This is a genomic window from Streptomyces durmitorensis (genome assembly GCF_023498005.1).
GTDB lineage: Bacteria > Actinomycetota > Actinomycetes > Streptomycetales > Streptomycetaceae > Streptomyces > Streptomyces durmitorensis.
In genome coordinates, this window is sequence record NZ_CP097289.1 from 6,220,096 (window position 1) to 6,242,512 (window position 22,417).

Here is a 22,417-nt window from a genome sequence, read left to right on the forward strand (position 1 = left end):
GAGCCCCGGACCCATGCGCTTCAACCGAATCCTGCTCTCCACCACCCTGGTCGTCGTCGCCCTGGTCATCCAGGTCAGCGTCCTCGCCCGGCTCCAACTGCCGGGCGCGGTCCCGGACCTGGTGCTGCTCACGGTGCTCGGCCTCGCCCTGGTCTACGGCCACGTGGGCGGCGCCCTCGTCGGCTTCGGCGCCGGACTCCTCGCGGACCTGGCACCGCCGGCCGACCACGCCGCCGGGCGGTACGCCCTGGTCCTGTGCGTCGTCGGCTACCTCGCGGGCCTGGCCAAGCCGGAGACCGGACGCCTCAGGTCCGCCACCGGGCCGCTCGTCGTGGTCGTCGGCGCCGCCATCGGGTCGACCCTCCTGTACGCGGGCGTGGGCGCCCTCGTCGGGGACACCGCCGCCCGCCACGTGGGCCTGGGTGGGCTCCTCTTCACGGCCGCCCTGTACGACCTGCTGCTCGCGCCGTTCACGGTGCCGCTGATCATCGCGCTCGCCCGCAGAGCCGAGAACGACCCGCTGGGGGAGAACTCTCCGGCCAACAAGACCACGGACGTCTCGTCCGGCTGGCTCTCCTCGGGCACAGGGCTGCGCATCGGCAACCAGCGCGGCGGCCTGCGGATGAAGGCGGCCAAGGCCCGCGTCGCGCGCGCCGGACGCATCAAGGGGGTCAAGCGCCTGTGATCGCGGTGCCGTTGACCTCGTACCCGACCGGCCGCGCACACAGGTCGGTCGTGTACACGTACCACTCGTACACACTCTGAGAGGGGGAGGAACAGCAGTGACCAACATCCCCGAGACCGGACGGACCCCACGGGTCCAGATCCGTCTCATCGTCATCCAGATCCTCGTGCTCTCCCTCCTCCTCACCCTCGGCGGGCGGCTCTGGTACCTCCAGATCCGCAACGGTGAGGAGTACGCCGAGGAAGCCTCGGGCAACCACGTCCAGCAGGTCGTCGATCCGGCCGTGCGCGGCTCGATCCTCGACGCCCGCGGCGTGCCGATCGCCGACAACCAGACCCGTCTCGTCGTCTCCGCGTCCCGCACGGAGCTGATGAAGATGAAGGACGACGGCAAGGCGGCCCTCGCCAAGCTCGCCGACGTCCTCGGCATGAGCGCCAAGGACGTCTCCGACAAGGTCCGTCTCTGCGACTCCAAGACCCCGCAGCCCTGCTGGAACGGCTCGCCCTACCAGCCGATCCCGATCACGGACGAGGCCTCGCCCAAGCAGGCCCTCCAGATCCGCGAGCGCGCCGAGGACTTCCCCGGCATCACCGCCGAGCCCACCGCCGTACGCCGCTATCCCGCGCCCGGCAAGTCCAACACCGCCCAGGTGCTCGGCTACCTCTCGCCGGTCACCGACGAGGAGATCACCAAGGCCGAGCACACCGACTCGCCCTTCCTGCGCTCCGACATGGTCGGCCGCTCCGGCCTTGAGCGGACCTACGACGCGCAGCTGCGCGGCAAGGCGGGCGTCACCCGCTACGAGGTCGACAACCTCGGCCGCGTCATCGGCAAGGCCAAGGACGACCCGGCCCAGCCCGGCGCGAACGTCGTCACCAGCATCGACGCCCGCGTGCAGGCCCTGTCCGAGTACTGGCTGAACGACGCCATGAAGAAGGCCCGCCAGGAGTTCGACAAGAACACCAACGAGAACTACAAGGCCGACGCGGGCGCCGTCGTCGTCATGGAGAACAAGACCGGACGCATCGTCTCCATGGCGTCCAACCCGAACTACGACCCGAACGCCTGGGTCGGCGGCATCTCCGGCAAGGACTACACGAAGCTCACCGGCAAGAAGTCCAACTACCCGCTCCTGAACCGCGCCATCCAGGGCCAGGCGGCCCCCGGCTCGATCTTCAAGGTCATCCCCACGACCGCGGCGGTCAACGCGGGCTACGAGTTCAACGGGCGCTACCCCTGCCCCAGCTCGTACTCCATCGGCGGCCAGACCTTCAAGAACTTCGAGTCCCAGGGCCACGGCAGCATCACCCTCGGCCAGGCACTCGAGGTCTCTTGCGACACCGTCTTCTACAAGCTCTCGCACGACCAGTGGGCCAAGGACGGCGGCAACAAGCCGAAGAAGGACGCCAAGGACTGGTTCTACAAGACCGCCCACCAGTTCGGCCTCGGCAAGGAGACCGGCATCGACCTGCCGAACGAGGTCACCGGACGTGTCCCGGACCGCCAGTGGAAGAAGGACTACTGGAAGGCCAACAAGGACGGCTGGTGCAAGCAGGGCAAGAAGGGCGGGGACTACGTCGAGCAGATCGCGTACGAGAACTGCCTCGAAGGCATGAAGATGCGCGCCGGTGACTCCGTCAACTACTCCATCGGCCAGGGCGACACCCTCGTCACCCCGATCCAGATGGCGACGATCTACTCCGCGATCGCCAACGGCGGCACCCTCTACGACCCCACCGTCGGCAAGGCGATCATCAGCGCCGACGGCAAGCAGGTCCAGGAGCTCAAGCCCAAGTCGCACGGCAAGCTGCCGATGAACGAGAAGACGCGCACCGACATAGACGGTGCCCTCGCCGACGTGGCGACCCAGGGAACCGCCGCCTGGCGGTTCGGCGGCTGGCCGCAGGACAAGATCCCGATGCACGCCAAGACGGGTACGGCGGAGGTCTACGGCAAGCAGACCACCTCGTGGTTCGCGACGTACACCAAGGACTACTCGATCGTGATGACGATCTCCCAGGGCGGTACGGGTTCCGGCGCTTCGGGACCCGCCGTCCGCAAGATCTACGACGGCATCTACGGCCTGGACGACAGCGGCAAGCAGAACCTCAAGAAGGCCCTGCTGCCCCAGCCGCAGAAGGACCTGCCGAAGATCGAGACCGACGGTTCGATCGACTCCCCGAAGATCAAGCCGTTCAAGCCCGAGGCCCCCAAGCCGCCGCAGGAGCAGCAGGAACTCGCGGGCGCGCCCGCGAACGGGAGGCGCGACTAGTGGCCGGCAACAATGGCTTCTCCGTCTCCGGCTACGGGCCAGAGCGCTCGTCGATGTCCGCCCGCCTGCTCGCCCGCGACTCGCTGGTGCGCAGGCTGGACTGGCCGATACTGCTCGCGGCGCTCGCCCTCTCCGCGATCGGCTCCGCGCTCGTCTACTCCGCGACGCGCAACCGCACCGAGCTGGTCGGCGACGATCCGTACGCCTTCCTGCTCAAGCACCTCCTGAACACCGGCATCGGCATCGCCCTGATGGCGGGCACGATCTGGCTCGGCCACCGCACGCTGCGCACGGCCGTGCCGATCCTCTACGGCATCTCCGTCTTCCTCGTCCTGCTCGTCCTCACGCCGCTCGGCGCGACGATCAACGGCGCGCACGCGTGGATCGTGATCGGCGGCGGCTTCTCGCTGCAGCCCTCCGAGTTCGTGAAGATCACGATCATCCTGGGCATGGCGATGCTGCTCGCGGCACGGGTGGACGCGGGCGACCGGGTCCACCCCGACCAGCGCACGGTCCTGCAGGCCCTCGGCCTGGCCGCCGTACCGATACTGATCGTGCTCCTCATGCCCGACCTCGGGTCGGTCATGGTGATGGCGATGATCGTGCTCGGCGTGCTCCTCGCCTCGGGCGCCTCCAACCGCTGGGTCTTCGGACTCCTCGGCACGGGCGCGGCAGGCGCGGTCGCCGTCTGGCAGCTCGGCATCCTCGACGACTACCAGATTGCCCGCTTCGCGGCCTTCGCCAACCCCGCGCTCGACCCGGCGGGCGTCGGCTACAACACCAACCAGGCGCGCATCGCGATCGGCTCCGGCGGTCTGTCGGGCACCGGACTCTTCAAGGGCTCGCAGACCACGGGGCAGTTCGTGCCCGAGCAGCAGACGGACTTCGTGTTCACCGTCGCGGGCGAGGAGCTCGGCTTCGCGGGCGCGGGCCTGATCCTTGTCCTGCTCGGCATCCTGCTCTGGCGGGCCTGCCGCATCGCGCGCGAGACGACCGAGCTGTACGGCACGATCGTCGCGGCCGGGATCATCGCCTGGTTCGCCTTCCAGTCCTTCGAGAACATCGGCATGACGCTCGGCATCATGCCGGTGGCCGGTCTGCCGCTGCCCTTCGTCTCGTACGGAGGGTCATCGATGTTCGCTGTCTGGGTGGCCGTCGGCCTGCTCCAGTCGATCAAGGTGCAACGGCCGATGTCGGCATAGGCCGGTTGCAGGTCTGCCCTTGGCCTGGGATCGCGTCTAGATTCGGTTCATGGCGGAGACACAGCGCGAGATCGAGCGTAAGTACGACGTCGAGGCGGACGCGGCGCTGCCTGACCTGACCGGGGTCGCCGGGGTGGCCGACGTCGTCGACAAGGGCGTCGTCGAACTGGACGCCGTCTATCACGACACGACCGACCAACTCCTGCTCTCCGACTCGATCACGCTGCGCCGCCGCACGGGCGGCGACGACGAGGGCTGGCACCTGAAGCTGCCGGTGTCCCTCGCGCAGGGCGTGCGGGACGAGATCCGGGCCCCGCTCTCGGACGCGGTGCCGCCCGAGCTTTCCGGGCTCGTGCGGTCCCGCGTGCGCGATGCCGCACTCGTGCCCGTCATGCGCCTGTTGACCGCTCGGGACCTGCGCCACCTCCTCGACGCCAAGGGCGCGCTCCTTGCCGAGCTGAGCATCGACCGGGTCAGGGCCGAGCGGCTCACGGAGGGCGGCGGCACCTCCGAGTGGGCCGAGATCGAAGTGGAGCTGGCGGACGGCGCGGACCCCGCGCTGCTCGACCGGATCGAGAAGAAGCTGAAGAAGCTGGGCGTCCAGCGGTCCTCCTCCGCGTCGAAACTGGCCAGGGCGCAGGCGGACACGGCGCTGAGCGAGACCCGGCAGCGGCTCGCGGAGAGCACGCCGAAGCCTGCCAAGGCCAAGAAGGGGAAGGCGGATGAGCAGTACATCGTCATCCAGCTGAAGGACTCCGCCGTGCAACCTGACCCCGTCACCGCTGCCGACCACGTCCTCGCCTACGTCCGCACCCAGCGGGACGCCCTCGTCGCCCTCGACCCCGACGTCCGCCGCGACGTGCCGGACTCCGTGCACCAGATGCGGGTCGCCACCCGGCGGATGCGCAGCGCGTTCCGCTCGTACAGGAAGCTCCTCGACCGTGCCGTCACCGACCCGATCGGCGAGGAGCTGAAGTGGCTCGCGGGCGAGCTCGGGGTCGACCGCGACCAGGAGGTCCTCGCCGAGCGGCTCACGCACCGCGTCGACGCCGTGCCGGGGACCCTGCTCCTGGGTCCGGTACGGGCCCGCCTGCAGATCTGGGGTGTCGCGGGCGCCGGTGACGCCCGGAGCCGGACCGTCGCCGCGCTCGAAGGGCAGCGGTATGTGCAGCTCCTGAACTCCGTCGACGCACTGCTCGCCGACCCCCCGCTGCGCAAGGCCGCCGCCGCGTCCCCCGACAAGGCCCTCCCCAAGGCCGTACGGAAGGACTACGCCCGCCTGGAGGCCCGCATCGAGCACGCCCTCGCGCTGGAGCCGGGGGAGGAGAGGGATGTGGCGATGCACGGTGCCCGCAAGGCCGCCAAGCGTGCCCGGTACGCGGGCGAGGCGGCCAGGCCGGCGCTCGGCAAGCCCGCCAAGCGGTTCGCGAAGCGGATGAAGGCCGTCCAGAAGGTTCTCGGCGATCACCAGGACAGCGTCGTGGCCCGTGAGGCGCTGCGGAACCTGGCGGTCCAGGCCCATGCGGCGGGCGAGACCTCCTTCACCTGGGGACTTCTGTACGGGCAGGAGGAGGCCACGGCCGCCGAGCGCGAGAACGAACTGCCGGGGGTGTGGCACCGGGCGTCCCGGCCCAAACTGAGGGCGGCATTGAGCAGCTGACCGCCGGGGTACGCTGGATGGTCACCCCTGCCAGATCATGAGAACCCTGCCGAAAGACGCTGTGATGCCTGTCGAGTCCGTCTTCCCACGCCTGGAAGCGCTTCTCCCGCACGTCCAGAAGCCCATCCAGTACGTCGGCGGAGAGCTCAACTCCACCGTCAAGGACTGGGACGCGTGTGATGTCCGCTGGGCACTCATGTACCCCGACGCCTACGAGGTCGGGCTGCCCAACCAGGGCGTCATGATCCTCTACGAAGTACTGAACGAGCGCGAGGGCGTCCTCGCGGAGCGCACGTACAGCGTCTGGCCGGACCTCGAAGAGCTGATGCGGGAGCACAAGGTCCCGCAGTTCACCGTGGACAGCCACCGCCCCGTCGGCGCCTTCGACGTGTTCGGGCTCAGCTTCTCCACCGAGCTCGGCTACACGAACATGCTCACGGCCCTGGACCTCGCGGGCATCCCGCTGGAGTCCAAGGACCGCACGGTCGACGACCCGATCGTCCTCGCCGGAGGCCACGCGGCCTTCAACCCCGAGCCGATCGCGCAGTTCATCGACTGCGCGGTCATCGGCGACGGCGAGCAGGCCGTGCTCGACATGACGGCGATCATCCGCGAGTGGAAGGCCGAGGGCCGCCCCGGCGGCCGCGAGGAGGTCCTGTTCCGCCTCGCCAGGACCGGCAACGTCTACGTCCCCGGGTTCTACGACGTCGAGTACCTCCCGGACGGGCGGATCGGCCGCGTCGTACCGAACAAGTCCGGTGTCCCGTGGCGCGTGTCCAAGCACACCGTCATGGACCTGGACGAGTGGCCCTACCCCAAGCAGCCCCTGGTGCCGCTCGCGGAGACCGTCCACGAGCGCATGTCCGTGGAGATCTTCCGCGGCTGCACCCGCGGCTGCCGCTTCTGCCAGGCCGGCATGATCACGCGCCCCGTGCGGGAGCGAAGCATCACCGGCATCGGCGACATGGTGGAGAAGGGCCTCAAGGCGACCGGCTTCGAAGAGGTCGGCCTGCTCTCCCTGTCCTCCGCGGACCACACGGAGATCGCGGACGTCGCCAAGGGCCTCGCGGACCGGTACGAGGAAGACAAGATCGGCCTCTCCCTGCCCTCGACCCGCGTCGACGCCTTCAACATCGACCTCGCGAACGAGCTGACCAGGAACGGCCGCAGGTCGGGTCTGACGTTCGCCCCCGAGGGCGGCAGCGAGCGGATGCGGAAGGTCATCAACAAGATGGTCTCCGAAGAGGATCTGATCCGCACCGTCGCGACCGCGTACGGCAACGGCTGGCGCCAGGTCAAGCTGTACTTCATGCTCGGCCTGCCCACCGAGACCGACGAGGACGTCCTGCAGATCGCGGACATGGCGGCGAACGTCATCGCCAAGGGCCGCGAGGTCGCGGGCAACGACATCCGCTGCACTGTCTCCATCGGCGGCTTCGTGCCCAAGCCGCACACGCCCTTCCAGTGGGCCCCGCAGCTGTCGGCGCAGGAGACGGACGCCCGCCTCGCGAAGCTGCGCGACAAGATCCGCGGCGACAAGAAGTACGGCCGCTCGATCGGCTTCCGCTACCACGACGGCAAGCCCGGCATCGTCGAGGGCCTGCTCTCGCGCGGTGACCGCCGCATCGGCTCCGTCATCCGCGCCGTGTACGAGGACGGCGGCCGCTTCGACGGCTGGCGCGAGCACTTCAGCTACGACCGCTGGATGGCCTGCGCCGAGAAGACGCTGCCCGACTTCGGTGTGGACGTCGACTGGTACACCACGCGTGAGCGCACGTACGAGGAGGTCCTGCCCTGGGACCACCTGGACTCCGGTCTCGACAAGGACTGGCTCTGGGACGACTGGCAGGACTCGCTCGACGAGACCGAGGTCGAGGACTGCCGCTGGACCCCGTGCTTCGACTGCGGCGTGTGCCCGCAGATGCAGACCGAGATCCAGATCGGCCCGACCGGCAAGAAGCTCCTGCCGCTGTCGGTAGTGAAGTAAGTGACGCAGCACGAGCCGGAGGGCGAGACGGGTGTTCCTCAACTCGCCCCGCCCTCCGGCCTCGTACATCTCTCCTTCATCGCCGCGATGGAGGAGTTCCGCGCCGAGGGGCGCGGCGGCGATGACGACGACACGACGCTCGGCCGCACCCTGCGCGACTACGGCGACAAGTGGCACGACCCGGTGGTCTTCGAGCGCTACGTCACCGAGGTCCGCGCCGCCACCTACCCCGCCGAGCCGTTCTCCGTCCCCGTGACGACCCTCTGGTACGCGGACGGCGCCGACTACTTCGGCCGCCTCGCCATCCGGCACAGCGTCGGCACGCGCTTCCTGCGCGAGTACGGCGGCCACATCGGCTACGACGTACGCCCCACGGCCCGCCGCCGCGGCCACGCCACGGCGATGCTGATCGCCTCCCTGCCCTATGCTCGTGATCTTGGCCTTGGGTCGGTCCTTGTCACCTGCGACACCGACAACACCGGTTCGCGCAAGGTGATCGAGGCCGCGGGCGGCGCCTTCGAGGACGAACGCGGCGGAAAGCTGCGCTACTGGATCCCGACCGGCGCCTGACCGAACCGGCACCCACCACTGACGCGTCTAGGACGGCATGGACCTGGAAAAGCGGCCCCCGCTGCATGAGCGCGAGCCGGAGCAGCCGCTCACCGCACCACCCGCACCACAACTCCCCGCACCACAACAGCCGCAACCACAGCCGCAGGCCGACGGCTGCCTCGCCGTCGCGATCCGTATCCCGGTGCGGATCGTGGTGCTCGTACTCGTCGTGCCGGTACGCCTGGTGTGGGACGCGCTCGCCGTGTGCGGCCGCTTTCTCTACTTCCGGGCGCTGCGCCCCGTGGGACGCGCTCTCGGCGCGGGCGTGACATGGCTGCTCAAGGCGGTGTTCGTGTGGCCGTGGGTGGCGCTGTGGCAGTACGTGCTCGCGCCCGTGGGCAGGGGCCTGGCGTGGCTCGGTCGCGTGCTGGTCGTGGTGCCCCTCGAGTGGCTGTACGCGGCCGTCCTCACCCCGATCGGTCGTGGCATCGCCTGGCTGTGCGGGGGAGTTGGGCACGGTGCCGCGTGGCTGTGCGTGGCAGTCGGGCACGGCGTCGCATGGCTGGTGCGGACGCTCGTCGTGATCCCCGCCGTGTGGCTCTACACCTCCGTACTGACACCGATCGGGCACGCGATCGCCTGGCTCGCGCGGGGCATCGCGGCGGGTGCCGCGGTGGCCGGGCGCGGCATCGGCGCCGCTCTGGTGTGGCTGTTCAAGGCGGTGTTCGTGTGGCCGTGGGTGGGGCTGTGGCGGTACGTGGTCGTGCCCGTCGGCAAGGGCCTGGCCTGGCTCGGACGCGTGCTGGTCGTGATCCCGGCCGGGTGGCTGTACGCGTCCGTGCTCACCCCGATCGGGCACGGCATCGCCTGGCTGGTCCGGGGGATCGGGACGGTGCTCGGCGCCCTGGGCCGCTGGATCTTCGTCGTGCCCGCCGTCGCCCTGTGGCGCTGGGTGCTCGCGCCGATCGGGCGCGGGATCGCGGTCGTCGTGCGCGAGATCGGTGCCGCGCTCGGACACGCCTGGCGCATCGCCGGGTATGTGTCCCTCGCCGTGGGCCGCTTCCTCGGCAGGATCCTGCGGTGGCTCTTCGTCGACCCGGTGCGCTGGGTCTACCGCGCGGTCCTCACTCCCGTCGGTCACGCCGTGCGCGACGGGGTCTGGCGGCCGGCCGCCCGGGCGGTGAAGGACGCGGGCCGCGCCACCCGGCAGGCCCTGTCCGCCGCCCGCCAGAGCGTGCGGGACGCGCGTGCCGACGTACGCCGGATGCTGTTCGGTGCGCCGAAGGAACAGGTCCCGGTGGGGGCCGCCCCGATGGAGCCCGCACCGGTGCCGGTGGCCCGGCGGGAACCGGACACGGCCGCGGCACGTACTCTAGGTAGCAGTACGACCGCACTCACGAAGGACTAGAACACTGGGCAAGCGACAGCCCGAAGGCCCGCCGCCCGCTCCCGCGGTGCAGCGCATCCGACTGCGCTACACCAAGCGCGGCCGCCTCCGGTTCACCAGCCACCGTGACTTCCAGCGCGCCTTCGAGCGGGCGCTGCGCCGCGCCGAGGTGCCCATGGCGTACTCGGCGGGCTTCACCCCGCACCCGAAGGTGTCGTACGCCAATGCCGCACCCACCGGCACGGGCAGTGAGGCCGAGTACCTGGAGATCGCGCTCACCGCGACGCGTGACCCCGACACACTGCGCGAGCTGCTCAACGAATCGATGCCCAGCGGGCTCGACATCGTGGACGCCGTCGAGTCCCGCACCTCGGGGCTCGCCGACCGGCTCACCGGATCCGTCTGGGAGCTGCGCCTGGACGGCGTGGAGCCCGCGGACGCGGAGCGTGCCGCCGAGGCCTTCCGGGCCGCGGAGGTCGTCGAGGTCCAGCGCCGGGCGAAGAACGGCATGCGGACCTTCGATGCCCGTGCGGCCGTCGTGAGCCTTGAGGCAATCGCCTCTGACGAGGCGATCAGCCACGATGCTGATAGGCCGACCGACCAGCCCTGTGCGATACTGCGGCTGGTTGTTCGGCACGTGACACCTGCCGTACGACCCGACGACGTCCTGTCCGGTCTTCGAGCTGTGGCCGACCTGGCGCCGCCGGTCGCCGCAGCGGTGACCAGGCTGGCGCAGGGGCTTCTTGACGACGAGACCGGCACGGTGACCGACCCGCTCGCGCCCGACCGCGAGGCAGCCACGGCCCCACTTGAGAACCAAGGGGCCGCCGCAGCCGCCGCGAAGGTGCCGGCGACGGAAGGTCCCGCGTAGGGACGGATGTCGAAGCGCCGCCCTTGTACTCGGGAGCCACCTGGGTCGGGCAGCGCACTGACCGAGACTTTCGCCAGGCCGTCCGCATTTGGGCGTACGGAACCGGCGAGACAGACACATAGAGCTCCCGTGCGGCGCCCACGCCCCCGGATGGCGGCCCCGCGTAGCTGAGCGAGGGCCGCGGACATCACCGGACCAGGCGCGGCGCCCGGGAGCGTGACGGGAGAACCGCCCGCATGCTTGAGCCGAACGAACCCACTGAGGGCTCGGACAACAACACACCCAGCGACACCCTGCCGCCGCGCCGCAGGCGCCGTGCGGCGTCGCGGCCCGCGGGTCCGCCCGTGGGAGCCACCGAGGGCACCAAGGGCGCCGAGGGCACAGCCCCGGCCATACCGGCCACCCCCGTTGCCGAAGAGCCCGCCGTGGCCGTTGCTCCTGAGCCCGTACAGGCCGAGGAACAGGCCGAGGAGGCCGCTCCCGCTCCGCGTCGCCGCCGTGCCACGCGCCGCGCCTCGGCTCCCGCCGGTGCGCCGCAGGGTGCGCAGACGCCCGCCGAGACGCCTGTGGCCGCCGAGACGCCGGTCGCCGAGCCCGTGGCCGCAGAGGCCCCGGTCGAGGCCGAGCCCGCCGAGGAAGCCGCTCCCGCTCCGCGCCGCCGCCGTGCCACCCGCCGCGCCTCCGCCCCTGCCGGTGCGCCGCAGGGTGCGCAGACGGCCGCCGAGACCTCTGTGGCCGCCGAGCCCGCCGTCGAGGAGCCCGCCGCCGAGGCCGCGCCCGAGGCGCAGCCGGAGTCCGGTGACGCCGCCCCGCGCCGTGCCCGCCGCCGTGCGACCCGCGGCTCGTCCGCGCCCGCCGCCGAGGCCGCCGCCGCACCCGAGCCCACCGAGGCGCCCAAGGCCGCTGAGCCGAAGGCCGCCGCGGAGCCCGCGCAGACCCCCGAGGCGGAAGCCGCCGAGGACGACGCGCCCCGTGGACGCCGGCCCCGCCGTGCCACCCGCAAGGCCGCCGCCGGATTCTCCGCGCCCGCCCCGGCCCGTGCCCGCAAGGCGCGTGGCGGTGACGCCGACGACGACTCCGGGAGCAAGCCCGCGCGCCCCGCCGTCGCCGTCTTCCAGGCGCCGGTGTTCGCCGAGCCGATGTTCCAGACCCCCGAGCGCGCCGCTGCCGCTGCCGCCGCCGAAGCGGCCGACGAGCCCGCCGAAGAGGCCGAGGCCGAGCAGCCCGTGGCCGCCGCACCCGTGGTGGAGGAGGAGACCGGCCCGCGCCGTCGCCGCCGCCGTCGGGCCCAGGACGAGCAGCCCGCCGCCGAGCGCGAGCCCGCCAAGGCCGCTCCGCAGCCCGCCGAGGCCGAGGCCCCCGAGCCCGAAGAGGCCGAGGACACCGCCGCGGACAACGGCAGCGACAACGACAACGACAACGACGAGTCCGACGACTCCGGTGAGCGTCACGGCCGCCGTCGCCGTCGTGGTGGCCGTCGCCGCCGCCGCGGCGAGTCCGCCGACGACTCCGGCGACCAGCAGGACTCGGACGCCGACTCCGACACGGACTCCGCAGCCGCCGAGCAGGCGGAGCAGTCCACCGAAGACGCCGCGGACTCGGCCGAGCAGGCCGAGGACGACTCGGACGACAACGGCTCGGGTGCCGGTTCCAGCAGCAGCCGTCGTCGCCGTCGCCGTCGCCGTCGCGCCGGTGACTCCGGTGAGGCCGAGAACACCGCGGACGGCGACCCGGAGCGTACGGTCGTCAAGGTCCGTGAGCCGCGCAAGAAGGAAGAGCGCGAGCTGGGCACCGGCGCCGACGAGGTCACGTCCATCAAGGGCTCGACCCGCCTTGAGGCCAAGAAGCAGCGCCGCCGCGAAGGCCGCGAGCAGGGCCGCCGCCGCGTCCCGATCATCACCGAGGCCGAGTTCCTGGCGCGCCGCGAGGCCGTCGAGCGCGTGATGGTCGTCCGCCAGAACGGCGAGCGCACCCAGATCGGCGTCCTTGAGGACAACGTGCTCGTCGAGCACTACGTCAACAAGGAGCAGGCCACCTCGTACGTCGGCAACGTCTACCTGGGCAAGGTCCAGAACGTGCTGCCGTCCATGGAGGCCGCCTTCATCGACATCGGCAAGGGCCGCAACGCGGTCCTGTACGCCGGTGAGGTCAACTTCGAGGCGCTCGGGATGGCCAACGGCCCCCGTCGCATCGAGTCGGCCCTCAAGTCGGGCCAGTCGGTCCTCGTGCAGGTCACGAAGGACCCGATCGGCCACAAGGGCGCCCGCCTCACCAGCCAGGTCTCGCTGCCCGGCCGCTACCTGGTCTACGTGCCCGAGGGCTCGATGACCGGCATCAGCCGCAAGCTGCCCGACACCGAGCGCGCGCGTCTGAAGACCATCCTCAAGAAGATCGTCCCCGAGGACGCGGGCGTCATCGTGCGCACCGCCGCCGAGGGCGCGAGCGAGGACGAGCTGCGCCGTGACGTCGAGCGTCTGCAGCAGCAGTGGGAGGACATCCAGAAGAAGTCGAAGGCGGCCTCGACGAGCGCGCCGGGCCTGCTGTACGGCGAGCCGGACATGACCGTCCGTGTCGTCCGCGACATCTTCAACGAGGACTTCTCGAAGGTCATCGTCAGCGGAGAGGAGGCCTGGGACACCATCCACGGGTACGTCTCCCACGTCGCCCCCGACCTGGCCGACCGCCTGCAGCGCTGGACCTCCGAGGTCGACGTCTTCGCGACGTACCGCATCGACGAGCAGCTGATGAAGGCGCTCGACCGCAAGGTCTGGCTGCCCAGCGGCGGTTCGCTGGTGATCGACAAGACCGAGGCGATGATCGTCGTCGACGTCAACACCGGCAAGTTCACCGGGCAGGGCGGCAACCTCGAAGAGACCGTGACGAGGAACAACCTCGAAGCGGCCGAGGAGATCGTGCGCCAGCTGCGCCTGCGTGACCTCGGTGGCATCGTCGTCATCGACTTCATCGACATGGTCCTGGAGTCCAACCGCGACCTGGTCCTGCGCCGGCTGCTCGAATGCCTGGGCCGTGACCGTACGAAGCACCAGGTGGCCGAGGTCACCTCGCTCGGTCTCGTGCAGATGACCCGTAAGCGGGTCGGCCAGGGCCTCCTGGAGTCCTTCTCCGAGACCTGCGTCCACTGCAACGGCCGCGGCGTGATCGTGCACATGGAGCAGCCGACCTCCGCCGGTGGCGGCGGCAAGCGCAAGAAGCGCGGCCGCGGTGGCTCCGAGCAGGGTCAGGAGCACACGCACGAGCACGAGCACGAGGCCCCCGAGGGCGCGGACGAGGTCGAGACCGAGTCCGAGGCCGAGGTCGCCGCGGAGGCCGCTGCCCCGGTGGCGCTTCCCGAGCCGGAGTTCGTGCCGGACGAGGAGCTCTACAGCAGCGCGTCCGAGGCCGAGGCCGCGGCGTCCCGCGGTGGCCGCTCGCGCCGCAGGGCGACCCGTCGGGCATCGGCTCCGGCCGGCGCACCCAAGGCGGAGAGCGCCCCCAAGGCGGAGAAGCGCTCCAAGTCCCGGCAGGCCGCCACGGCCGAGGCTCCGGCCGCCGAGGACCCGGTCGTCGAGGCTCCGGTCGTCGAGGCTCCGGCCGCGCCGGCCAAGGAGGAGGCTGCTCCGCAGCCCGCCGCCGTCGAGGCCGCCCCCGAGGCGCCCGTGGACGACGCCGCTCCCAAGGGGCGTACGCGCCGTCGTGCGACCCGCAAGGCGACGGCGCCCGCCGGTTCGCCGAAGGCCGCAGAGAGCACCGAGCCGGAAGCCGCCGAGGTGATCGTCACCGAGGCGCCCAAGGCGGAGCCCGTCGCCGAGCCCGTCGTGGCCGAGCCGGTGGCCGAGGCCTCGGCCGACGCCGCCCCGGCCCGTCCGCGCCGCCGTGCGGTCCGCAAGGCCACCGCGCCGACCGCGTCCGAGGATGCGGCCGTCCTGGTCGTCCCGTCGGCGGAGAAGGCCGCTCAGGCCCCGGAGAAGGCCACGGAGAAGCCCGAGGCGGACGCCGAGGAAGCCGCTCCGGCCAAGAAGACGGCGCGTAAGACCGCCGCCAAGAAGGCGCCCGCCAAGAAGGCCGCCACCAAGAAGACCGCGGCCAAGAAGACGGCCGCCAAGAAGACGACGGCCAAGAAGGCGTCGAAGACGACGAAGAAGACCGCCGCGGCGGAGCAGGCGCCGGCCGGCGTCAAGGCCTCCGCGGCCGACGAGGGCTGACCTCGTCCTTCGTAGTCCGTACGTATGACCGGGTGCCCCCGGCGTGGTGAATTGGCCACGCCGGGGGCATCTGGCTGTTGGAACGCAGTGAAGTACCTGTAAAACTCATGCGGTTGATGAAGAAGCACGCGAGCGTGGCGTTTGGGGAAACGCTCCGCTCGTGGCAGGGGAGGGGATGGACGATGGCGCACGGTCGCCTGAGAGGCACGGGACGTCACCGAGCCGTGAAGCAGGTCAAGGGCGGACGCCAGGCCGTCGCACTGGCCACGGTCCTGTCGGCGGCGGGGATCCAGACGGTCAGCGCGATGGGGACGGCGGCGGCGGACGGGGAGCCGCCACTGGTCGAGGCGCCGATCTTCAACAACCCGCTGGGCACCACCGAGCAGCAGTACGCGATACGCACCCGCCTGATCGAGCTGACGAACGCCGCGGTGCCGGGATCGACCATCAAGGTCGCGGTCTACCACGTGTGGGAGGCCTCGGTCGTGGACGCGCTCGTGGCGGCCAGGAACCGCGGTGTGAACGTCCAGATACTGCTCGACGAGTCCAGCAGGAGCGACCGCCCCACGAACACCTCGTACAGCACGCTGGCGACGGCGCTCGGCACCGACAAGAGCAAGCCGTCCTTCGTGGCGCTCTGCCCGACGGGCAAGTCCTGCCTGGGCGACCCGGCGTACGGCAAGTCGATCATGCACAACAAGTTCTGGCTGTTCTCGGAGGTCGAGGGCGCCAAGGACGTCGTCGTGCAGACCACGTCGAACTCGACGCCCTCCGCGCACACGAAGTTCTTCAACGACGCGCTGCAGCTGCCGAACAACCCGACGATGTACGACGCGTACGCCGACTACTTCGCCGACATGATCCGCAAGGACTGGCGGAACTGGGACTACCGCACGGTCAGCGACGGCCTCTACAAGGCGTACTTCTTCCCGCGCTCCGGCACGGTCAACGAGACCGACACGATGTACTCGGTCCTGAACAACGTCCAGTGCAACTACAGGGACGCGGCAGGGGTGGCCCGGCACACGAACGTCCGCGCCTCGATCTTCAAGATCACCCGCAAGCAGATCGCCGACAAGCTCGTCTCGCTCAAGAAGGCGGGCTGCACGGTCAGCATCCTGTACGCCGAGACCGACAGCGCCAAGAGCCAGGGCGGCACTCCCGGCACCTGGGAGGCGCTGCACAAGTCCGGCGGGCCGACCATGCGCTGCTTCAACGACGACCGGGACCCGCTGCACCCCGGCACCAAGCTGGTGACGCCCTACATCATCCACTCGAAGTACCTGCTCATCGACGGCAAGTACGACGGCAAGCAGAACAAGCTCTCCTTCACCGGCTCGCAGAACTACACGGCGCCCGCGCTGCGCGAGAACGACGAGGCGATCGTGAAGATCGACGACGACTCCGTGCACGACGCGTACCGCGGACACTTCGACCGCGTACGGACGATCGCCTGGCCCGGCAAGGCCGACAGCACCGACTTGTGCAAGGGCGTCAAGCCGCTGCCGCCGGACGGTGAGAAGCCGGTTTGACCCTTCCGGCCAAGCCCCGTAATCTTGACCGTCGGCGTGTTACTAGGCACGTCCTACCCCTGTAAACCTGATTTCCTTCCGGAGCCTGGCGTCCGGGAGAGGCCGACCGTGTCATGCGGGCGGCTGGACTGCGGGGGTCCCGTTCCGAGCGAGAGAGAGATCCGTGTACGCCATCGTGCGCAGCGGTGGTCGCCAGCACAAGGTTGCTGTCGACGACATCGTTGAGGTTGACAAGCTTCCCACCGCCAAGGTTGGCGACACCGTAGAGCTCTCTACGCTGCTCGTTGTCGACGGCGACGCCGTGACGAGCGACCCGTGGGTGCTTGCCGGTATCAAGGTCACGGCCGAGGTCGTGGACCACCACAAGGGTGCCAAGATCGACATCCTTCGCTACAAGAACAAGACCGGCTACCGCCGTCGCCAGGGTCACCGCCAGCAGTACACGGCGATCAAGGTCACCGGTATCCCCACGGCTGCGAAGTAAGGGACTGAGAACACATGGCACACAAGAAGGGCGCATCGTCCACTCGGAACGGGCGCGATTCCAATGCTCAGCGGCTCGGCGTGAAGCGCTTCGGCGGTCAGACCGTCAACGCCGGTGAGATCCTGGTCCGCCAGCGTGGCACCCACTTCCACCCGGGCTCGGGCGTCGGCCGCGGCAAGGACGACACCTTGTTCGCGCTGGACGCCGGTGCGGTGGAGTTCGGCACCCACCGTGGCCGCAAGGTCGTGAACATCGTTCCGGTCGCCTGAATCAGGCTTCCGTAGAACAGGTTCTTCGCGAGGGCGGACCTCACTTCCCTGTCGGGAAGCGGGTCCGCCCTTCGCGTGTTACATCTAGGGGCATTTCGTCCCTGACATCCGTATGTTTCTGGAGGCACATCCCATGACCACCTTCGTGGACCGCGTCGAGCTGCACGTCGCCGCGGGTAGCGGGGGCCACGGCTGTGCCTCCGTCCACCGTGAGAAGTTCAAGCCGCTCGGCGGCCCTGACGGTGGCAACGGCGGCCGTGGCGGTGACGTGATCCTGGTCGTCGACCAGTCGGTCACGACCCTGCTCGACTACCACCACTCCCCGCACCGCAAGGCGACCAACGGCGCCCCCGGCGCCGGTGACAACTGCTCCGGCAAGGACGGCCAGGACCTGATCCTGCCCGTGCCGGACGGCACCGTCATCCTCGACAAGGAGGGCAACGTCCTCGCCGACCTGGTCGGCCAGGGCACGACGTACGTCGCCTCGCAGGGCGGCCGCGGCGGCCTGGGCAACAGGGCACTCGCCTCGGCCCGCCGCAAGGCGCCCGGCTTCGCCCTCCTCGGCGAGCCGGGTGACGCGGGAGACATCGTCCTGGAGCTCAAGACGGTCGCGGACGTCGCGCTCGTGGGGTACCCGAGCGCGGGCAAGTCCTCGCTGATCTCGGTCCTGAGCGCCGCCAAGCCGAAGATCGCGGACTACCCCTTCACGACGCTCGTCCCCAACCTCGGTGTGGTGACGGCCGGTTCGACCGTCTACACCATCGCCGACGTGCCCGGTCTGATCCCGGGCGCCAGCCAGGGCAAGGGCCTCGGCCTGGAGTTCCTGCGGCACGTCGAGCGGTGCAGCGTCCTGGTGCACGTCCTGGACACGGCGACCCTCGAGTCCGACCGTGACCCCGTCTCCGACCTCGACATCATCGAGGCGGAGCTGCGGGAGTACGGCGCGGGCCTGGAGAAGCGGCCGCGGGTCGTCGTCCTGAACAAGATCGACGTACCGGACGGCCAGGACCTCGCGGACCTCGTCCGCCCCGACCTGGAGGCACGCGGCTACCGCGTCTTCGAGGTGTCGGCCGTGGCGCACAAGGGGCTCAAGGAGCTCTCCTTCGCGCTCGCCGAGGTGGTGGGCGCGGCACGTGCCGCGAAGCCGAAGGAGGAGGCGACCCGCATCGTCATCCGGCCCAAGGCCGTGGACGACACGGGCTTCACCGTCAAGCTCGGCGACGACGGCATCTACCGCGTGCGCGGCGAGAAGCCGGAGCGCTGGGTGCGCCAGACCGACTTCAACAACGACGAGGCCGTCGGCTACCTCGCCGACCGGCTGAACCGTCTCGGGGTCGAGGAAGCGCTGATGAAGGCCGGTGCGCGCTCCGGCGACGGCGTCGCCATCGGCCCGGAGGAGAACGCGGTCGTCTTCGACTGGGAGCCCTCGGTGATGGCCGGTGCGGAGATGCTCGGCCGCCGTGGCGAGGACCACCGCCTCGAGGAGCCCCGTCCCGCGGCCCAGCGCCGCCGGGACCGTGACGCGGAGCGGGACGAGGCGGAGAAGGCGTACGACGACTTCGAACCCTTCTAGGCGGGATCGCCTCGGGCAGATTGGAAAGGCCCCCCGGAGCATGGGCTCCGGGGGGCCTTTCTGTTGTTCGTGCACCGTGCTGGTGCGTCGGGGCTGATCGCGCAGTTCCCCGCGCCCCTTACGGGGCGCTCCCTGACGGGGCTGCTACGCCGTGACCGCGTCCTCCGCGCCGTTCTGTTCCGTGGGGTCGGACTCCATCTCCTCCGCCGCGTCCTGCGCCGCGCGCTGGCCGGGGATCTCCGCGTCGATGCGCGTTGCCATGCGGAAGCGGCGCTCGTCGGCCTTGGCCGAAAGGGCGAGGGCCGCTTCGTTGAAGCGGACCAGGGAGGGCGGGTCCGAGGGGCCCAGGAGGTGCTCCTTGAGGGCGGCGCGCGCCTCGGCGTGCGTGTCCTTCTCCGGGGAGCGGACGGCCTCCAGGAGGGCCGGGACGCCCTCGGCGGTCGGGGAGAGGATCGTCGCCGCGCTCACCGTCGGGAAGCCCGAGCGGAAGTCCGTCTCGGACATGCCGGACGTGTTGGCGACCGCGTACGGCTTCTCGCTCGTCAGCCAGTCGGAGACGACCGAGGAGACATCGCTGATCAGCAGGTCCGCCTGGTTGAAGCAGGAGAAGATCGCGGGGCGCGCGGTGGTGATGATCTGGTGCTCCCACTCGGGGAACGACGCCCAGTACGCCGCCTCCCACGCCGCCGTCGCCTCGGCGACGGCCGCCTGCTGGTCGCCGTCCGGCGTGCCCTGGAGCATCATCCGCTCCATCTCGTCCACGCTCTTGCGGAACGCGGTCGAGGTCAGGCGGTCCAACTCGGCGGTGCAGCGCGCCAGTTCGGCGGCGGCCTCCGGTCCCGGACGCTCGCCCGAACGCTTGGCGGCGGCCTCGCGGATCATCGCCTTCATGCGCTCGTTGGCCGCGCCGGCGCGGGGGTCCTGCGAACCGGTCATCGGGTGCGGCTTGTAGATGAGCCGCACGCCGGGGTCGGCCAGGAGGTGCCGGACGATGTTCTCGCCCGCGAGGGTCACCGACGTGTTGCCGGGGTTGCCGTCCCAGCCCTCCCAGGTGGGGGCGTACAGAACGGTCGTGAAGGGGCCCGTGGGGGCGCCCGTCGAGCGCAGGATCGGGGACAGCTGGGGGCGGCCGACCTCGACCACGTCCTTGTCCTCGACGCCGACGTCGGCCGCCTGGTAGCGGTCGCGCGCGGCGGGGCCCGCCACCCACACCTCGTCGTACGCCTTCGCGTACGGGTTGCAGGAGGACAGCTTGTCGCTCTCGCCGTGGTTGATGAAGGCGTGCTTGATCGTCGGGATGCGCAGGACCTGCGAGGTCTTCGCGGCGTTCGCCGGGTGCAGCATCATCTTCAGCGTCGAGGTCTCCAGGGAGAACATCGTCGCGACCTTCGGGAAGCAGATGATCGGGACGTCGGTCGCGTCGATCTTCTGCACCATGAACCGCTCACGCAGCACGATCAGCGGCTTGCCGTCGAGCTTGGAGAGCGTGGAGAGCCACATGTTCGCCTGGTACGCGGACGTGGCGCCGCCCGAGAAGTACATCGCGACGGACGGCTGGTAGTCGGCCAGCCAGTTGTCCAGCCACTCCATGACCTTCTCGTCGTTCTTCGCGCGCTTCTTGGGGAGCAGCCACGTGGCGAGGTAGATCGCGCCGAGGCCCATCAGGGCGATGGAGATGCCGAGGCCGATGCCGCCCCAGTACGCGTCCGTGGTGGCCGCGGTGACCATCAGGCCGGCCGTGGCGGGGATCGAGAACGTCAGGAGGCGGTGGGCCTGGCGGCGCGAGAGGATCCGCGGCGGGGCCGCGGTCAGGTGCAGCGCGGACGTGTCGATGTTGCGCGTGACGATCGGCAGCTGACGGCGGCGGCGCACCAGTATGGCGGTGGCCTGGCAGCCGAAGTGCAGGAAGTAGAAGGCGAGCAGCGAGATGGTCAGCGGCGACTGCTCGGCCAGCGGTTCGATGCCGTCGATGCGCAGCAGGCCGACCAGGATCAGCATGTCGCGCAGGAGCTGCCTGACGGTGACATCGAAGCGGATCTTGCCAAGGAGGGAGAGGAGGCCCGGCTGCTTGTACTGCAGATAGACGTCCAGTGCGAGGTTCGCCGCCGACGCGGCGATGAACACCGGTACATACGGGACCAGCGCGCTGACGAGCTGGGCCGTGAAGAGCGCGAACATCGCGAACAGCGCGGAGAGCTGCACGATGCGGCGGGGTGCGAGTCCGGCAGAGGGCACGGGCTTGGGCTCCTGGCGGGGGATCGGGGGGATCGGATGGGGGGAACGCGGGAAGTCGACCACTGACCGTATGACGTGCGGTGGCTCCGTAGCAATCTTCCGTGACGACAATCACCGGATAAAGGGGCAAAGGTACTGAACCTCGAAGGCGGGTTTCGCCTCGGGGGAGTCTTCGGCCCCTGCCCCGTCCGCCCCTCGAAATGCGGGGGCATCCCACCTGGGCACTCGCGTAGATTGGCTGGTCCGGCAGGGAATGGGATCTTCGGGATCATTGGGGAAGCACGTGGCTGGGGCAAGGCAGGGCATCGCAGAGGCCCACAGGGTTGTCGTCAAGGTCGGGTCCTCGTCCCTGACCACCGCGTCGGGAGGTCTGGACGCCGACCGCGTTGACGCACTCGTTGACGTGCTCGCCAAGAGCCGCAGCGGCGGCGAGCGCGAGATCGTGCTCGTCTCGTCCGGTGCCATCGCCGCCGGGCTCTCGCCGCTGGGCCTGCGCAGGCGCCCCAAGGACCTCGCGAGGCAGCAGGCGGCCGCCAGCGTCGGCCAGGGCCTCCTGGTGGCCCGCTACACCGCTTCCTTCGCGCGTTACGGCGTACGCGTCGGGCAGGTGCTCCTCACCTCCGACGACATGGCCCGCCGCGCCCACCACCGCAACGCGTCCCGCACCCTCGACCAGCTCCTGGCGATGGGCGCGCTGCCCGTCGTGAACGAGAACGACACCGTGGCGACGGACGAGATCCGCTTCGGCGACAACGACCGGCTCGCCGCCCTCGTCGCCCACCTCGTCCACGCCGACCTCCTCGTCCTGCTCTCGGACGTGGACGGCCTGTACGACGGCGACCCGGCCAAGCCCGGCACCTCCCGGATCTCCGAGGTGGCGAACCCCGCCGACATCGCGCACGTCCAGATCGGCAGCGCGGGCAAGGCGGGCGTCGGCACCGGCGGCATGGTCACCAAGGTCGAGGCCGCGCGGATCGCGGCGGCCGCCGGGATCCCGGTCGTCCTGACCTCAGCGATCCACGCCGCCGACGCCCTCGCGGGCCGCGACACCGGGACGTACTTCCACCGCACGGGCCGCCGCACCGGCGACCGGCTCCTGTGGCTCCAGCACGCCTCCGAGCCGCAGGGCGCGCTGACGCTCGACGACGGGGCCGTGCGCGCGGTCGTCGAGGGGCGCAAATCGCTGCTGCCCGCCGGGATCGCGGCGGTCGAGGGCGACTTCTCCGCGGGGGACCCGGTCGAGCTGCGGGACGCCTCGGGGCGTGCCGTCGCGCGCGGTCTGGTGAACTTCGACGCCAAGGAGCTTCCGCAGCTCCTCGGCCGTTCCACGCGGGAGCTCGCGCGGGAGCTCGGACCGGCGTACGAGCGGGAAGTGGTGCACCGCGACGACCTGGCCCTCCTGCACGGCTAGCCCTTCCCGCCCTTCGCGGCCCCCGCGCCCCACGGTTCCGTCGTCCCAGGAGTCACAGCCGCCCCAGTGGTCCCCGGCCGAAAACAGGCGCGAAC

Annotated in this window: 15 protein-coding genes; 14 read left to right on the forward strand and 1 reads right to left on the reverse strand. The window is 70.5% G+C overall.

All coding sequences use genetic code 11. From position 1 onward, the window contains the following. Positions 1 to 13: 13 nt before the first annotated feature. From mreD to obgE, 13 genes are all read left to right on the forward strand, one after another. Complete coding sequence (gene mreD, locus M4V62_RS27760; RefSeq protein WP_249589934.1) at positions 14 to 685, forward strand: rod shape-determining protein MreD; 672 nt, start codon at positions 14 to 16, stop codon at positions 683 to 685. Between the two features lie 97 nt (positions 686 to 782). After that, positions 783 to 2,957 carry a penicillin-binding protein 2 gene (gene mrdA, locus M4V62_RS27765; protein WP_249589935.1) on the forward strand — a complete coding sequence of 725 codons (2,175 nt, stop codon included), beginning with the start codon at positions 783 to 785 and terminating at the stop codon, positions 2,955 to 2,957. Then, the gene (gene rodA, locus M4V62_RS27770; protein ID WP_249589936.1) at positions 2,957 to 4,159 is read left to right on the forward strand and encodes a rod shape-determining protein RodA; all 1,203 of its coding nucleotides are present in this window, start codon (positions 2,957 to 2,959) and stop codon (positions 4,157 to 4,159) included. The genes mrdA and rodA overlap by 1 nt, the downstream gene beginning before the upstream one ends. 49 nt (positions 4,160 to 4,208) lie before the next feature. Continuing rightward, on the forward strand, positions 4,209 to 5,819 hold the full coding sequence (locus M4V62_RS27775) for a CYTH and CHAD domain-containing protein (RefSeq protein WP_249589937.1): 1,611 nt from the start codon (positions 4,209 to 4,211) through the stop codon (positions 5,817 to 5,819). 64 nt (positions 5,820 to 5,883) lie between these two features. Next, positions 5,884 to 7,806, forward strand: coding sequence for a TIGR03960 family B12-binding radical SAM protein (locus M4V62_RS27780; RefSeq protein WP_249589938.1), 1,923 nt, complete (start codon positions 5,884 to 5,886; stop codon positions 7,804 to 7,806). Next, positions 7,807 to 8,376, forward strand: coding sequence for a GNAT family N-acetyltransferase (locus M4V62_RS27785; protein WP_425575218.1), 570 nt, complete (start codon positions 7,807 to 7,809; stop codon positions 8,374 to 8,376). A 37-nt stretch (positions 8,377 to 8,413) separates the two neighbouring features. Then, entirely contained in the window at positions 8,414 to 9,766 is a 1,353-nt protein-coding gene (locus tag M4V62_RS27790; protein WP_249589939.1) for a hypothetical protein, read from the forward strand. A 46-nt stretch (positions 9,767 to 9,812) separates the two neighbouring features. Next, entirely contained in the window at positions 9,813 to 10,616 is an 804-nt protein-coding gene (locus M4V62_RS27795; RefSeq protein WP_249589940.1) for a TIGR03936 family radical SAM-associated protein, read from the forward strand. Between the two features lie 236 nt (positions 10,617 to 10,852). Beyond that, positions 10,853 to 14,818, forward strand: a complete 3,966-nt coding sequence (locus M4V62_RS27800; protein ID WP_249589941.1) for an Rne/Rng family ribonuclease — start codon at positions 10,853 to 10,855, stop codon at positions 14,816 to 14,818. 182 nt (positions 14,819 to 15,000) lie between these two features. Beyond that, positions 15,001 to 16,350 carry a phospholipase D-like domain-containing protein gene (locus M4V62_RS27805; RefSeq protein ID WP_425575217.1) on the forward strand — a complete coding sequence of 450 codons (1,350 nt, stop codon included), beginning with the start codon at positions 15,001 to 15,003 and terminating at the stop codon, positions 16,348 to 16,350. 163 nt (positions 16,351 to 16,513) lie between these two features. Further along, positions 16,514 to 16,834: a 50S ribosomal protein L21 gene (gene rplU / locus M4V62_RS27810; RefSeq protein ID WP_160505004.1), complete on the forward strand. Its 321-nt coding sequence runs from the start codon at positions 16,514 to 16,516 to the stop codon at positions 16,832 to 16,834. Positions 16,835 to 16,848: 14 nt separating this feature from the next. Beyond that, entirely contained in the window at positions 16,849 to 17,103 is a 255-nt protein-coding gene (rpmA, locus tag M4V62_RS27815) for a 50S ribosomal protein L27 (RefSeq protein ID WP_030564037.1), read from the forward strand. A gap of 133 nt (positions 17,104 to 17,236) precedes the next feature. Then, entirely contained in the window at positions 17,237 to 18,676 is a 1,440-nt protein-coding gene (gene obgE, locus M4V62_RS27820; RefSeq protein ID WP_249589943.1) for a GTPase ObgE, read from the forward strand. 144 nt (positions 18,677 to 18,820) lie between these two features. On the opposite strand, the gene M4V62_RS27825 is transcribed toward obgE, so the two are convergent. After that, positions 18,821 to 20,911, reverse strand: coding sequence for a hypothetical protein (locus M4V62_RS27825; protein WP_249589944.1), 2,091 nt, complete (start codon positions 20,909 to 20,911; stop codon positions 18,821 to 18,823). A gap of 304 nt (positions 20,912 to 21,215) precedes the next feature. Between M4V62_RS27825 and proB the strand changes: the two genes are divergently transcribed. Continuing rightward, the gene (proB, locus tag M4V62_RS27830) at positions 21,216 to 22,322 is read left to right on the forward strand and encodes a glutamate 5-kinase (protein WP_249593025.1); all 1,107 of its coding nucleotides are present in this window, start codon (positions 21,216 to 21,218) and stop codon (positions 22,320 to 22,322) included. Positions 22,323 to 22,417: the final 95 nt, after the last annotated feature.